This window comes from Paenibacillus sp. FSL K6-4396 (genome assembly GCF_038002525.1).
GTDB classification, from domain to species: Bacteria; Bacillota; Bacilli; order Paenibacillales; family Paenibacillaceae; genus Paenibacillus; species Paenibacillus amylolyticus_B.
In genome coordinates this window covers 1,462,197-1,475,441 of sequence record NZ_JBBOCR010000001.1, presented here as the reverse complement: position 1 = coordinate 1,475,441, position 13,245 = coordinate 1,462,197, and the positions used below count along the sequence as shown (strand labels likewise).

The following is a 13,245-nucleotide window of genomic DNA, read 5'->3' as shown; positions in this document are numbered from 1 at the left end:
TTATGGCCTCCGTTAGATGACTGCCGTTTTTCTTCCATCGATATTGGTTAGACCTGGACGACCAACGGAGTAGTATTGGAAGGATGTATCTTTAATCTGATCTTCTCCGTAGATGTTTCTTCCATCAATCAGGATGGGTTGATTCATATGTGCTGCCAAATCAGTCAGATTAACCTCCATGAACTCTTTCCATTCCGTCAGAACGCAGAGTGCATCAGCACCTTCCGCCGCGTTCATGGCACGCTCTTCCCACGTAATGGATGGGGAATCCACCTCTTTGCGGAAGTTCTCGGTAGCGATGGGGTCATATGCCCGAATCACTGCTCCCTGCTCAAGCAAACGCTGAATGATCTCAATCGCCGGAGCATCACGAACGTCATCGGTATCCGGTTTGAAAGCAAGCCCCCAGATGGCAATCTCCTTTCCTTCGAGTGAGCCTAGTGCGTCTTCCAGTTTACGAATGACGTTGAAGCGTTGATCTTTGTTCACTTCCACCACGGACTTCAGCAGTTTGAAGTCATAATCCACATTACCTGCAATTTGAATCAGAGCCTGTGTATCCTTAGGGAAACAGGAACCTCCGTAACCAATGCCTGCCTTGAGAAAGGAGGCACCGATTCGTCTGTCATAGCCCATGCCTTCGGCAACGCGGCTGACATCTGCTCCTACTTTTTCACAGATGTTAGAGATTTCGTTGATAAATGAGATCTTGGTTGCCAGGAAAGCGTTGGATGCATATTTAATCATTTCGGCCGAACGAATATCCGTAACAATAATCTGATCGGTTAATGGCTGATGCAGCTCTTTCAACGTGGCGACTGCCCGCTCACTATGTGTCCCAATGACTATCCGGTCAGGATAGAGCGTATCCTGGACAGCGGTACCTTCTCGCAGGAACTCCGGTACCGATGCCATGTCGAATGGATGATTCGTCAAACTGCTGATCCATTCCTGAATACGATCGTTGGTTCCGACAGGAACAGTGCTTTTAGTCATTATTATTTTATAATTATCCATATAAGAACCTATTTCTCGCGCGACAAGCTCAATAAAACTCAGATTAGCTTCACCATTAGGCAGGGATGGCGTACCCACCGCGATAATGATGATATCCGAAAGACTGATAGCATCCTGAATGTTGGTGGTGAATGACAGCCTTCCTGCTTTCATATTGGCATTCATGATATCCTTCAGACCCGGTTCATAGATCGGAACATGACCGTCCGTTAACATATTCACTTTTTCCACATTGTTGTCGACACAGATCACGTTATTTCCCAGTTCCGAAAAACATACGCCCGATACCAAACCCACATACCCTGTGCCAATCACCGTAATATTCATTCCATAATCTCCCCCATGTTCTAATGTGTTGGTTACGCGTGCTTCACATATGTCTGAACAATATCCTGCCATTCGGTAGACACTCTAACGATATCTTCCTCAATCAGCTGGCTGCCGATCTGTACTTCAATGATCTCCAGTTCCGTAACGGCTCTGACGGAATGAAGCATACTCCGGTCAATGATCACCGTATCTCCTTGCCCGATCATTCGGCTCTGCCCATCCAGAATCAATTCCCCTGTTCCCGATACAACCGTCCATACCTCATTGCGAAGCAAATGGTATTGATAACTCAGGTTTTTCCCGGCACTGATGCAGATTCGTTTGGTGAGAACCTCGCCGCCAGCTTCGTTTCTTGTGTAATCCAGAACCCGGTAGCACCCCCACCTACGCTCCTCATACATGGGGCGTTGATCCTCATTCTTCAAGATTTCCTTGATCCGTGGGCTGGCTTCTTTGTCACTGACCAAAATGCCATCTGGACTCACGGCGACCACCACATCCGACAATCCCAATATGGCAACCGGAATGTTCAATTCATTGACCAAGTGGGTATTCAGGGAATCTCCCGTAATCCACCCTTTTCCTACTACCGAGCTCCCCATCTCTTCCGTGAGTGTGTTCCACGTGCCTAGATCTTTCCAGAAGCCGTTATACGGAATAGCGATAATCTGATTTGCCTTCTCGACAACCTGGTAATCAAAACTGATCTTGTTCAATCTACCGTATTGCTTCAGCATTTCGTCATACTGGATCGGCAGTTCCATCTCAATGAGCAGATTGATCAAATACCCCAGCTTAAAAGCAAAAACCCCGCAATTCCATAATGCGGCCTGCTCAATCATGAGGACCGCATCGGATTCGCAGGGTTTCTCCTGGAACTTCGCTACATTCACGTATTCATTGTTATTTTCACTGGAAGATAGGGATTGCGGAATGATGTATCCATACTTCTCTGACGGGTACGTCGGCACAACTCCCATCAAGGCCAGATCAGCACCAGACTTATCAAGCATCTCCGGTAAGGTTGCCAGCACTTCGAAGAATTCTTTTTCAACAAAGGGATCTACAGGCAACACTGCAATCGTCTCATTCAGACTCACACTCTCTACGGAATACAGATAGGAGGCTGCCAGCGCAATCGCAGGAAACGTATCTCTGCGCTCAGGCTCCACAACGAGTCTGACATCGTCTCCCAGCTGAGAAGTCAGAATCTCCACCTGTGGCAAACTGGTCGCGATAAGCGCCTCTGATGCAAGTCCGGCATGATTCAGCTGTCGCCATACCCGCTGTACCATGGATTCCGGATTTCCTTCTGGCCCATGAAGAACTTTAAGAAATTGCTTGGATCTGGAATCGTTGGATAACGGCCAAAGACGCTTGCCAGAACCGCCGGATAACAGAATACTTCTCATAGGGCTGCACCATCCGACAACACAACCGTACTTGCTCCCTTGCCGGTCTCGGTTGGTTTGTTATATGTGCTGGTCTGATTGGATTCGAGTCTGCCTGCTGGGTTGCTCTTGGTCCAGGCTGCATAATAATTTGAGTTCTTGCCGTATGAATTATCCAGCAGGATGTTCGGTTGATCCAGGAGACAGGCCAGGATATGTCCATGCAGACGGGATGTCGTGATGGTTTGGTATTGATTGAATTCCTTAATGGCCGTATGTACCATCCGATCAGAGTATTTGTACCACAACCAGCGGGCAAAAGAGCTGCCTTTTCCTGACTTTAACCGGGATGTAATCATGCGAATGATCTTCCGGTCCACCCGGTTGTACAATGTCTCCCAGTCTTTAAACGTGGCCTTAGGTCCACTGACGGATTCGTAATGCACCTGATTCTGAGTTTTCTCAATGTCTTTACGGAAGAAATACAACATCTCTGCACTAGGCTTGCTCTTGGACTTAAGAGGCCACAACTGATGCGCCATATCCGGAGACAGATAGACATTTGTTTGTTGAAATTCTTTACTGGCTATCTCATAAGATAAGGTATCCCGGACAAAAAAGTGCACATCCTTATGACGATTGAATACTTGGGCTGTCTTTTTCAATTCAATATCACTTTTGTAAAACATCGTCTGTGGCAGAATAACAATCCGGTGATTCGGATGCTGGGCAATCATTCGTTCTCTCAATTTCTGATGGGCAGGGTACAGATCACCAAAGTTACCTCCCCCGTGCAACACAATCGTGATACCTTCCGGAACCTTGAGGGACAAAGGGCAATCCAGAATGCTGTATCTGGCACGTACATGAATATCATTGTCCCGGAAGAAAGCCTCAGTACCTTTCATAATCAACAAGTCGCCACCGTTACTATGCACCGGGTAATCCAAATAATAGATTTCGGTACGAGGTGGAATGACCTTCAAAATCTGACGTAAATGTCCCTTCAACTCTTCCATTGGATGAATATTGTTAGTGCCCAGCATCTCCATCTCCTCCTTGGGTGACTCTTCTTCTTTTTTTGTTTAACCGTTCATAGAGGAACGGCAAATCTTCTTTGTCATAGAACATGGCGGCAAACTTCACCTTAAATACAATCTTCATCGCAGCCACAGTAACCACCATTCGCACAATAGACCCGATCAATAAGGCAATCGCAATTCCGTTGAGCCCCCACAGCGGGGTGAATACAAAGAACAAAGCCACCGTCACCGATAAAGCAATCAACTGTCTGATCATTACAAGTCCAGGCCGACCAAGTGCATTAAATGCGGATGCCAGAATCCAGGAGCCACCACCAATGATGCATTCCACAGCCAAAATATAAAATGCGACGCTTGCTTCCAAAAATTCGGAGCCAAACAGAAGACCCATCAGGTAGTTCCCTATAAACATGGTGGGTATTACAATGATCATCATGACCATGAGCGAGATGCGGAAGGCTCTGCCAACCGTGCGAATAATCTGCTCTTGAGGCAATCCGGTCACTTTCGGGAAAACAACATTGCTAATCGCCGTCTGAACGGCATTATAGATTCGGGATAAGGCAAATACGACGGAATACAGTCCAAAATCACGCGGGGTGAGCAAAGCCAAAATAATGATTTTATCGAACTGGGTATACAGCGTTCCTAACAATTCAACGCCATACACCTTGCTGCCATAACCAAAAAGCTTCTTGGCTGAGCTCCGGTCCACCCGATCCTTGAACCATCTCAGTCTCAATTCATTACGGTTGGCATAGATGGCCCACGCCACCACGGAGAAGCTGGTTACAAAATAGATCGCAGCCGCGAGCTGAATGCTCAGCATGCCCAGGCCCCATAACACAAAAAGCCCACCTACATTAAACAGGGGGATCATTAACCGGATGCCATTATATACAGCAAATTTCTCCCGACTCTGCGAGAGGGCTGATATGAGATTGATGACAATAAGTACAGGAACCGTAGCAATCGTGTACCATCTGGATATCTGCACGACCTCCGGCGGAAAGCTGGAAAGCCAGAAAGGTAATCCAAACCAGGCCACAATGCCAATGATGATGCACACCGGAACTTGAAAAAGAAAGCTTAACCGCACATACTGTGCACTCTTCTCGGTTGCGCTCTGTTTGATGTTATAGATGATAGAAGTGGGTAGTCCAAATCCAACCAATCCGGTTAAGAGCGCAGGCCAGAACAGAATGGCTGAGAATGCGCCCTTTCCTTCTACGCCGAACATGCGTGACGTCAAAATGGAAGACAGCATCGTCAGTGTCATGACCAGCAGATTGGTTCCACTTGTCTGAAATATGGCACTCATTAAGCCGTTTCCTCTGAATACTTTGCGAAGTGCAACTTGCGCCATAGCGATCCTCATCCCTTACTGTTTTGACGAAGCGACCCAACAATCATGCCGTTTCGGTAACATACTTTGGCAAGCTGACGTGTGAACCGATCTGCATTATAAATGTAGATCAGAGAAGTTGTGATCCCCTGTGCCAGCTTGATGCCATGTTTGGCCGTACGCACAACACCACGATCCTGATCACGAATGGCATCACTCACACCCTGCCAATAGATTCGGCGTAGAAACCAGTTCTTCGTTGTTCGCTCTTTGGCTACTTTATGTTGTACCGCCCCATACGGCGTGTAATATACCTTGAACTTTGTCCGTATTCTTGCAATTAACTCACTCTCTTCACTGGAGAGAAGATTGTTGCCCACTCTTCCAAGGTCTTCACGGAAGGGAGCCAGTTGATCAAAGACGGATAAACGAAAAGCCACATTTGCACCAAATGGAATATAGGGGCTTTTCATTTCAGTGACTTCATCTGCAAAATCCAGAATGGTGAATAGTGACCTGTTCTCCGGTGGAATCCACATTGGCTCAGGCACTTCCCAGATCGGATCAATCTTGCCACCGACACACCCGATAGTTTCACTCATCTCAAACACACTAACGATCTGGCGAATCCAATCCCTGCAAGCAAAGGCATCATCGTCAAGAAACAGGATATACTCGCCGCGCGCCTCGTGAATGGCCCGGTTACGGGCTACAGACAAGCCTTGCTTTTCTTCCAACACATACCGGATCGAATGGTTCTCATGCTGCAAGATCGTTTGAAGCACGATTTCCCGTGTGTTGTCTTTTGAATTGTTATCAATGAGTATGATCTCATAGTCGCTGCTTGCGTAATTCTGTTGTATTGCACTTCGTATGGCCTCTACCGCATCATGTGCACGGTTATACGTACAGATCGCGACGGTTACCTTCATCATTTCATCCCCATATTTTTCAATTAGGTCCACCCTTTCATCTGTACTAACTGGAGTACAGGGTGAGTGTCCTTTGGGCAATCACTGGCCAATCCAGCCGCTCTAACGCTTTGATAAAACCACTGCCTTCCTGAAACTCCGATTGTTTTAAACGGATCATATTCATCGCTTTAAGCAATCCATCCGGATCAGAAGGTTCATAGAGTACCGCACAATCGTCGGGCAGGTATTCCTCCAACAAGCCAATCCGTGGTGCCACCACCGGTTTGCTGAAGGTCAATGCCAGAATCGCACTGCCAGAAGTTGCGATTTGCTTGTATGGAAGAATGATCGAATCGACCGCATCAAAATAGTCCGAATATTCATCATCTTCAATGAAATGAAAATGGGTATGGATGTGTCCACTCTTGAGAAATTCATCTCCAAGGTCATAATCCTTTACCTTTTTGCCAGCAATCAACAGATGGGCTTGTTCGGAATCCAGATCCTTGAATGCCTCCAGCAAATCATCAACGCCTTTGTAAGGCGACACCTGACCGAAGAAAGCATACACATAACTATCCTCCGGGATGCCAAACCGGGAACGGATATTCACGCCTTTTCCCTGATACACACCCTTGTAATGTCCATGTGGGATAACCTCGATCCGGCTGGAATCAATCCCAAACGTCGAACAGATCTCAGAGATCAGGGGTTTGCCCATGACAATCAGCTTGGAGCAGTTTCGGACCAGTATTTTTCTCATCCAATAATCGAAGCGCGTCTTACCGCTGTTGTGAGGCCAGATGTTGTGCACTGTCCAAAACAATTTGGCCCCGCGCAAACGTGCAAAACAAATCATCAATACATATAGAATGGATTTGATCACGGTTGTCAGCAAGGATGAACCTCTGTAATAGAAGCTGGGCCAATGAAAATGCAGCACATCATTTTTTTTCAGTTTGATTAGATCTTTTTTGGTAAACTGTTTTACTTCCCATCCCTTGTTCTCAATGGAATCGGATAACAGCTCATTGAATTTATTGTTCTCAATCATCTTGGGCAGCATATACACCGTCGGATTTTCCATCCAGACACCTCTTACTTTAGTTTCATTCGCACAGGTTCCTCTGTATACGTTCCAACTGCGCGCCTTGCATGAAATCTCATTAAAAATCCTTGCATCATAATTTTGGTATTACGCTTGAGCAGCACCCAATCTTTCCACCAGGGATACAGCGACAGTGCTTTTTTCAAATAAACATTATTGCGAAGTGTATTTCTCGACCATTCGAGCATTCGATAATGGTGTAACTGACGACGCTTCTGTTCCTTGGACATGTCATTGTAGTATTTTAATATAATCTTGCGTTGGCCCTTGTACTTGGCCGTTGTAGAGGTTGAAATTCGTGGACCACTATGGATATTGATATCCACCAGCGGTTCTTTCACGTTCACGGCGATGTAGCCTCGTTTCAATATGCGCAGATAAAAGTCATAATCCTGAGCGGATGTCAGATTTTCATCGAATCGAACTTCACGAGCCAGTGAGGTAAGTACCATGATTTTGGACGTTTCCCCAATCCAGTTGAATGTAAGCAGATCCTCATACCGCACAACATCGCGAGGTTCCACCGACAATTTCCGCTTGACCACCTGATGCTGCTCATTCGTGTATGCGAGATACTTGCTGCAAAAGGTAAACGATTCCTGTGTACGCTCCAGCACTTCCGCCTGGGTTTTTATTTTGTCAGGCATCCATTCATCATCATCATCCAGGAAGGCAATGTACTTGCCATTGGCTTGGGATATCCCTACATTCCGTGCATGGTTGGCTCCTTTGGGATATGGAACCCGGATGTACCGAATCCGTGAATCTTCCCGGGTCCATGCCTGACAGATCTCTGGCGTCTGGTCTTCTGATCCATCATCCACAATGAAAATTTCCAGATACGGATGTGTTTGCTCACGTACACTTCTCAACGCATTTTTCAATAAATTGGCCCGGTTATGGGTCGTAATGATGCAAGATACCAAGGGGTTCATTTCATCACCTTTTCCTGTTCACTAGGATACCTTCACTTGAAGTGCATCATATATTCCTGACAATCTGCCTACGAGTAGATTCATATCGAACTTATCCGATATAATCTCTCTGTTATGTGAACCCATTCTTGCTCTAACCTCTTCATCTGTAATGAGATATTCCAGCGCTGATGTCAGCCCGTGCACATCTCCCGGCTCGATTAACAGCCCATTATGACCGGATGTAATCACTTCGGGGATGCCTCCGACGGCGGTCGATATAATGGGCAAGCCACAATTCATTGCTTCAAGTATGGCCATAGGTAATCCCTCATGATAAGAAGGCAGGACCAGTAGATCCGCTTCCCGCAAGAGCTTTTCCTTTTGCTCTCCGTTAATCCAGCCGAGTACATTGACACGATCCTCTATTCCATACTGCTGCACAAGTGCTTTGACTTCTTCGACTTCGCCATCCCCCGCCAGATTGAAGGTAGCTGTAACGCCTAGCGCCTTCAATTGCTGAATGGACTGAAGCAGATCGTAGACTCCTTTTCGCTCACCCAGTCTGCCCATGAAGAGAGCATTAACTGCCGCCTTCTGCTCTTTCGCAAAGGGCTCTTTCACAAAAACTCCGTTATAGAGCACCTCAATAGCTGTCTCCGGCACAATCGTAGCAAAGTATTCTTTCCACGTCTGGGACAAGACAATCAACTTGTCTGCCTGATTCAGAATGTAGTGACAATACTTGCGCTGCAGAGCAAATTGATTGTAGAAATCATCAAAGCTGGCCGCATGAATATGCAGAATAACTGACTTTCGAAACAACTTTCGTGCGGTTAGCAGAAATAGTGACTTCCGATAAAAGCTCCCGTTGTTCGCCATATGAATATGCACGATATCCGGCCTGAACGTGTACAGTTTCATCCAGAATTGAATGAATCCCCGTATAAAAATAAGCAGCCGCGAGAACACGCTGCCCGTGATATACGTTTCGACCCGCTGCATGGCATACATTTCCGAGATGGAGGAATCCTCAATGTTTTTGATGACACTCACAATTCCGCCCATATCCTTCAAGGATGATCCAACAACCAATACTTTTGGTTTCATGATAGACTCCTTTTTTTCATGGTTAATCTTCATACCTCTTACAGACTATTCACGTAATTTTTAATGGATGAGATCAGATCAGACTGTTTTCTCACATAGGGCTGGAACGTCAGCTCTTCTATGCAAGGAACCAACTTTTGCAATTCAGCCTGACTCTCCGCGACGGCCACGTAGCCGTTATCCTGAAAAACCTTGGAAATTTCAAGCTGATGGTCATCCACATGCTCGCCCCATTCTTTCCGGCGTGGAATGACGATAACCGGCTTGCCACGTTCAAGACAATTTGTAATGGAGCCAACACCCGCATGAGAAATAATGCATCTGCTTCGCACCACATATTCATTCATCTCTTCCTGCGTGAGGAAAGGAATCACAGTGAAATTTCGCGGCTGATACTCGGTATATCCAGATTGGGCAACGACCTCTTCTTCAATAATTCCTGACTCAATCGCCTCATCAATAAGCTCAAACATCCGATTGAAGGGAAACCGCTGGGTTCCAACGATAGCAAATATCAAAATAAAGCCCCCCTGTATTTTGCATTGGGATAGCTATCCTGCAACGTTTCCCATTGGATGAAGAACTCATCCGAGATTTTGTACATCAATCTCCCGGTTGCGCTGGAGGAATAGATTTTGGCATAACTTTCGATATAAATCAGCTTGGCACCGAAGATTTTACCGATAAGGCAAAAAGGGTAGGTAGCACCGGCCCCTGTTGTAATGATCACCTTTGGACGCTCACGCAGATATAGAAAGAACGACTTGATAATATTAGCCACAAAGATTAGCAAGAACATCGCATTTTTACGCTCTTGCTGCATTAAGAAGTATACTTTGCCCTGTGCAGAATCTACTTTTCTGCTTTTATTCTTCTCGGTAATCAGGAAATAATCATGTTCTTCAACCGCAGGAATAATTTTGGTTAATTCATCAAAATGACCGCCTGTAGAACTGATCAAACAGACCTTCATGTTCTAATCTCCTTTGAAAAGGATACGTCCTTGGCTCGCTGTATCTGTATATCCACTTCTGCTTCAGCCCCTGACTTGGAATGAACTCCATTTCCCGTAGCATATAACGCGTTCAGGAAGATACAGAATGGAGCAATCAGATGAACCGTGGACAGGGTATTGTCAAAAAAGGAATAGGTCAGGAAACCGATAATCATACCGGCAAAATACAACCTGATCATGCCGCCCAATCGGAAGTAAACAGCCCGAAACACCAGCAGCAGCGATAGAAATAACAGGATGGCTCCAACTAACCCGCCATCGTAATAAAAACGAATGTATTCATTATGAGGAACAACGAATCCAGAAAAAATACTTCCATCATTTGCTACAAGAGTTGAGCCGAGTCCACGTCCAAAGATCGGATACTCATTTGCTTTGCCAATAAAATAATTCCAGGCTACATCCCTTCCCGACAGGCCTTTGCTCTCTGACCTCATTTCATAATTGTCCCACTGCGCAATTACCATATAGGCCACAGCGACAACGAACATAATGAGAGGAATAATGGCACTGACTCTGCCTTTGATGAAGGCTTTCAGTTGATCAAAAAGATAGACCAGAATGATCGGAATGAGCGCAATAAGTGGCCCCCTTGTTCCTGTCTGGACCAGAATGACCAGATGTGTCAAGGTAAGCATGTAATACAGAACAACCTGATGGCCTTGCTTGATCTGAATCAGACAGACGCAGATGGAGATAAAACACAACATGGCCAGATGCGCGGCGATGTTAGCTCCCTGTAACCGGGTTACACCCGACATCTCCAGGTTAGTAATGGACAATATGCCGGCGAGTTGCAGAATATAACCACCAGCCAGACTGAACAGCGGCAACCATGCCAGTACACGTATAATTCGTTGACTGATTTCTCTTGAAAAATGGGGCATCAGTAACAAAAAAGGAACAATGACTCCCAGAAAGGCCTTGAATGGATCGAGCGGACTAACCTTACTGGGCAGATCCGATAGAAAATAACTCTCCACAAATAAAAAACCAATCGCCAGTGCAGGATATATCAACTCTTTGCGAATACCAAAGCGTAAAAAAAGAGAGACAACAAAACCCAGAATCGCCAGCTTGTAGAAGGACAGCGAATCCAGTCCTGCCAGATGAATGCTAAATATTTTGTCAATGGACAAAGAAAAACTTACGATGAGAATCATAAAAATCCAGCTGGGCTGTTTAATATAAACGCCCAGCAGAATCACAGCTATGAGTGCAACAACCGAGACTAGCGGAAGATAGATTGCTGCGAAGACAATTACCAGCGAAAAAAGAATGATATTAAACGACTTCATATTTAATGCAGCAAGTATACCGGTCTTTTGCATATCTGCTATGCCACCTCAAAGCCAGAATCGTGTTTCAAAACGCATCCTTCGAACCTACCAGCACCTTGAACGTTCTGAAGATAATTTTGATATCCACCATCATGCTGCGCTCACGGGCATACGTCAGATCCAGCTCTACCATTTCTTCAAAACCAACACTGTTTCGTCCGCTGACTTGCCATAATCCCGTACATCCCGGGATCATCTGAAGGCGTTGTCTGTCGTAGGAAGTGTAGTTCTTCACTTCTCTGGGCAGAGCCGGTCTGGGTCCAACGAGACTCATCTCTCCTCTGAACACGTTCCACAACTGTGGCAACTCATCCAGACTGGTTTTCCGAATGAACTTGCCAATCCGGGTAATGCGGGGATCATTTTTCATTTTGAACATATTCCCGTTCACTTCATTCTGATCAATCAGCTGTTCCAACAGATCTTCTGCATTTGCAACCATGGACCTGAATTTGTACATATGAAACTCTTTTCCATTCTGTCCGACCCGTACCTGACGAAAAAAAACAGACCCCTGCGGGGCCTCTATTTTGATAAGTAATCCGATGACCGCAAACAAGGGGCACAAAATGATCAAACCTATGAAAGAACCCAGCAAATCGAGCATTCTTTTCATAAATAGATACACTTTATCCGCATTTTGTCCTGACATCGTTGATGCATTGTACCCCAGACTTGGGTCCATAACGATCTCCGCTTCCTTCGTTTGGGGAGATGGACTCATTCAAACTCCCCCCCGGCTACATGTTCTACCGACTCTTTTTCCAGAATCTGTTGCAGAGCTTGCAGCATTGGAATTCTAAGTTCCTGTTTTTGCAGAGCAAAGTCGATGGTTGTCAAAATGAATCCCAGTTTCTCGCCCACGTCATAACGTACTCCCTCGAAATCGTAAGCATACACTCCTTGTGTCTCATTTAAGCGCTGAATCGCATCTGTTAATTGAATCTCTCCCCCTTGACCAATCTCTTGTTGCTCCAGATGTTCGAAAATCTCTGGACTCAGTACGTATCTCCCCATAATCGCCAAGTTGGAAGGCGCTGTGCCTTGGGCAGGTTTCTCTACGAACCTGAGAACCTCTGTCAAACGGCCATCCGATTGAAGCGGGTCCACAATACCGTATCTGTCTGTTTGTTCAGCAAGTACGGTTTGTACGCCAACAATGGAATGTTGAACCTGATCATATTGATCAATCAATTGTTTGGTGCATGGAACTTCCGATACGACGATGTCATCTCCGAGCAACACGGCAAAAGGTTCGTCACCGATAAAGTTACGTGCACACCAGACAGCATGACCAAGTCCTTTGGCCTCTTTTTGTCTTATGTAGTGGATATCCACGTTAGAGGATTTGCGAACCTCTTCAAGCAGGCCCAGCTTCCCTTTTTCCAGCAAGTTATGTTCCAATTCAAAAGCGTTGTCGAAATGATCTTCAATTGCCCGTTTCCCTTTACCGGTTACGATAATGATGTCTTCAATTCCAGAGGCAATGGCTTCCTCAACGATATACTGTATGGTTGGTTTGTCCACAATAGGGAGCATTTCTTTGGGCATCGCTTTTGTGGCTGGCAAAAATCGTGTACCTAGTCCAGCTGCAGGAATGATTGCTTTTCTCACTTTTTTCATAAATACCACCCTATCCTCTTTTTTTTTAGTTTGATAAAAGTTGAACCAGGGCATCTAACCCGTCCTCACGTCATACCTTCGACGATTAACGTCTA

General features: G+C 45.8%; 13 protein-coding genes. All 13 read right to left on the bottom strand.

Annotated elements, in window-relative coordinates:
- Positions 1-12: 12 nt before the first annotated feature.
- Genes MHB85_RS06495 through galU form a run of 13 tightly spaced genes read right to left on the bottom strand, consistent with a single transcriptional unit; the run spans position 13 to position 13,150 of the window.
- The gene (locus tag MHB85_RS06495; RefSeq protein WP_105597662.1) at positions 13-1,344 is read right to left on the bottom strand and encodes a UDP-glucose dehydrogenase family protein; all 1,332 of its coding nucleotides are present in this window, start codon (positions 1,342-1,344) and stop codon (positions 13-15) included.
- 32 nt (positions 1,345-1,376) lie between these two features.
- The gene (locus MHB85_RS06490; protein ID WP_105597661.1) at positions 1,377-2,759 is read right to left on the bottom strand and encodes a sugar phosphate nucleotidyltransferase; all 1,383 of its coding nucleotides are present in this window, start codon (positions 2,757-2,759) and stop codon (positions 1,377-1,379) included.
- Entirely contained in the window at positions 2,756-3,784 is a 1,029-nt protein-coding gene (locus tag MHB85_RS06485; RefSeq protein WP_253506276.1) for a polysaccharide pyruvyl transferase family protein, read from the bottom strand. Before MHB85_RS06485 ends, MHB85_RS06490 begins: the two co-directional genes overlap by 4 nt.
- Positions 3,771-5,147, bottom strand: a complete 1,377-nt coding sequence (locus MHB85_RS06480; protein ID WP_091015432.1) for a lipopolysaccharide biosynthesis protein — start codon at positions 5,145-5,147, stop codon at positions 3,771-3,773. The genes MHB85_RS06485 and MHB85_RS06480 overlap by 14 nt, the downstream gene beginning before the upstream one ends.
- 8 nt (positions 5,148-5,155) lie before the next feature.
- Positions 5,156-6,058 carry a glycosyltransferase gene (locus MHB85_RS06475; RefSeq protein ID WP_105597659.1) on the bottom strand — a complete coding sequence of 301 codons (903 nt, stop codon included), beginning with the start codon at positions 6,056-6,058 and terminating at the stop codon, positions 5,156-5,158.
- A 46-nt stretch (positions 6,059-6,104) separates the two neighbouring features.
- A complete protein-coding gene (locus tag MHB85_RS06470) occupies positions 6,105-7,127 on the bottom strand; it encodes a glycosyltransferase (RefSeq protein WP_341072651.1) in 1,023 nt (340 codons plus the stop codon).
- Positions 7,128-7,138: 11 nt separating this feature from the next.
- A complete protein-coding gene (locus tag MHB85_RS06465; protein ID WP_091015437.1) occupies positions 7,139-8,083 on the bottom strand; it encodes a glycosyltransferase family 2 protein in 945 nt (314 codons plus the stop codon).
- Positions 8,084-8,104: 21 nt separating this feature from the next.
- Positions 8,105-9,172: a glycosyltransferase family 4 protein gene (locus tag MHB85_RS06460; protein WP_341072649.1), complete on the bottom strand. Its 1,068-nt coding sequence runs from the start codon at positions 9,170-9,172 to the stop codon at positions 8,105-8,107.
- 38 nt (positions 9,173-9,210) lie between these two features.
- On the bottom strand, positions 9,211-9,690 hold the full coding sequence (gene pssE / locus MHB85_RS06455; RefSeq protein ID WP_091015440.1) for a PssE/Cps14G family polysaccharide biosynthesis glycosyltransferase: 480 nt from the start codon (positions 9,688-9,690) through the stop codon (positions 9,211-9,213).
- Positions 9,687-10,145 (bottom strand): PssD/Cps14F family polysaccharide biosynthesis glycosyltransferase, encoded by a 459-nt coding sequence (gene pssD / locus MHB85_RS06450; RefSeq protein ID WP_036611329.1) that lies wholly within the window; start codon positions 10,143-10,145, stop codon positions 9,687-9,689. The genes pssE and pssD overlap by 4 nt, the downstream gene beginning before the upstream one ends.
- A complete protein-coding gene (locus MHB85_RS06445) occupies positions 10,142-11,518 on the bottom strand; it encodes an O-antigen ligase family protein (RefSeq protein ID WP_091015441.1) in 1,377 nt (458 codons plus the stop codon). Before MHB85_RS06445 ends, pssD begins: the two co-directional genes overlap by 4 nt.
- Before the next feature lie 34 nt (positions 11,519-11,552).
- Positions 11,553-12,251, bottom strand: coding sequence for a sugar transferase (locus MHB85_RS06440; protein ID WP_036668903.1), 699 nt, complete (start codon positions 12,249-12,251; stop codon positions 11,553-11,555).
- Positions 12,248-13,150, bottom strand: coding sequence for a UTP--glucose-1-phosphate uridylyltransferase GalU (galU, locus tag MHB85_RS06435; RefSeq protein ID WP_036611572.1), 903 nt, complete (start codon positions 13,148-13,150; stop codon positions 12,248-12,250). The genes MHB85_RS06440 and galU overlap by 4 nt, the downstream gene beginning before the upstream one ends.
- Positions 13,151-13,245 lie beyond the last annotated feature (95 nt).

What these genes read in the sequence shown, in the direction of transcription:
- MHB85_RS06495 (WP_105597662.1), bottom strand. Translation starts at nt 1,344, where the DNA reads ATGAATATTACGGTGATTGGCACAGGGTATGTGGGTTTGGTATCGGGC.
- MHB85_RS06490 (WP_105597661.1), bottom strand. Translation starts at nt 2,759, where the DNA reads ATGAGAAGTATTCTGTTATCCGGCGGTTCTGGCAAGCGTCTTTGGCCG.
- MHB85_RS06485 (WP_253506276.1), bottom strand. Translation starts at nt 3,784, where the DNA reads ATGCTGGGCACTAACAATATTCATCCAATGGAAGAGTTGAAGGGACAT.
- MHB85_RS06480 (WP_091015432.1), bottom strand. Translation starts at nt 5,147, where the DNA reads ATGGCGCAAGTTGCACTTCGCAAAGTATTCAGAGGAAACGGCTTAATG.
- MHB85_RS06475 (WP_105597659.1), bottom strand. Translation starts at nt 6,058, where the DNA reads ATGAAGGTAACCGTCGCGATCTGTACGTATAACCGTGCACATGATGCG.
- MHB85_RS06470 (WP_341072651.1), bottom strand. Translation starts at nt 7,127, where the DNA reads ATGGAAAATCCGACGGTGTATATGCTGCCCAAGATGATTGAGAACAAT.
- MHB85_RS06465 (WP_091015437.1), bottom strand. Translation starts at nt 8,083, where the DNA reads ATGAACCCCTTGGTATCTTGCATCATTACGACCCATAACCGGGCCAAT.
- MHB85_RS06460 (WP_341072649.1), bottom strand. Translation starts at nt 9,172, where the DNA reads ATGAAACCAAAAGTATTGGTTGTTGGATCATCCTTGAAGGATATGGGC.
- pssD (WP_036611329.1), bottom strand. Translation starts at nt 10,145, where the DNA reads ATGAAGGTCTGTTTGATCAGTTCTACAGGCGGTCATTTTGATGAATTA.
- MHB85_RS06445 (WP_091015441.1), bottom strand. Translation starts at nt 11,518, where the DNA reads ATGCAAAAGACCGGTATACTTGCTGCATTAAATATGAAGTCGTTTAAT.
- MHB85_RS06440 (WP_036668903.1), bottom strand. Translation starts at nt 12,251, where the DNA reads ATGAGTCCATCTCCCCAAACGAAGGAAGCGGAGATCGTTATGGACCCA.
- galU (WP_036611572.1), bottom strand. Translation starts at nt 13,150, where the DNA reads ATGAAAAAAGTGAGAAAAGCAATCATTCCTGCAGCTGGACTAGGTACA.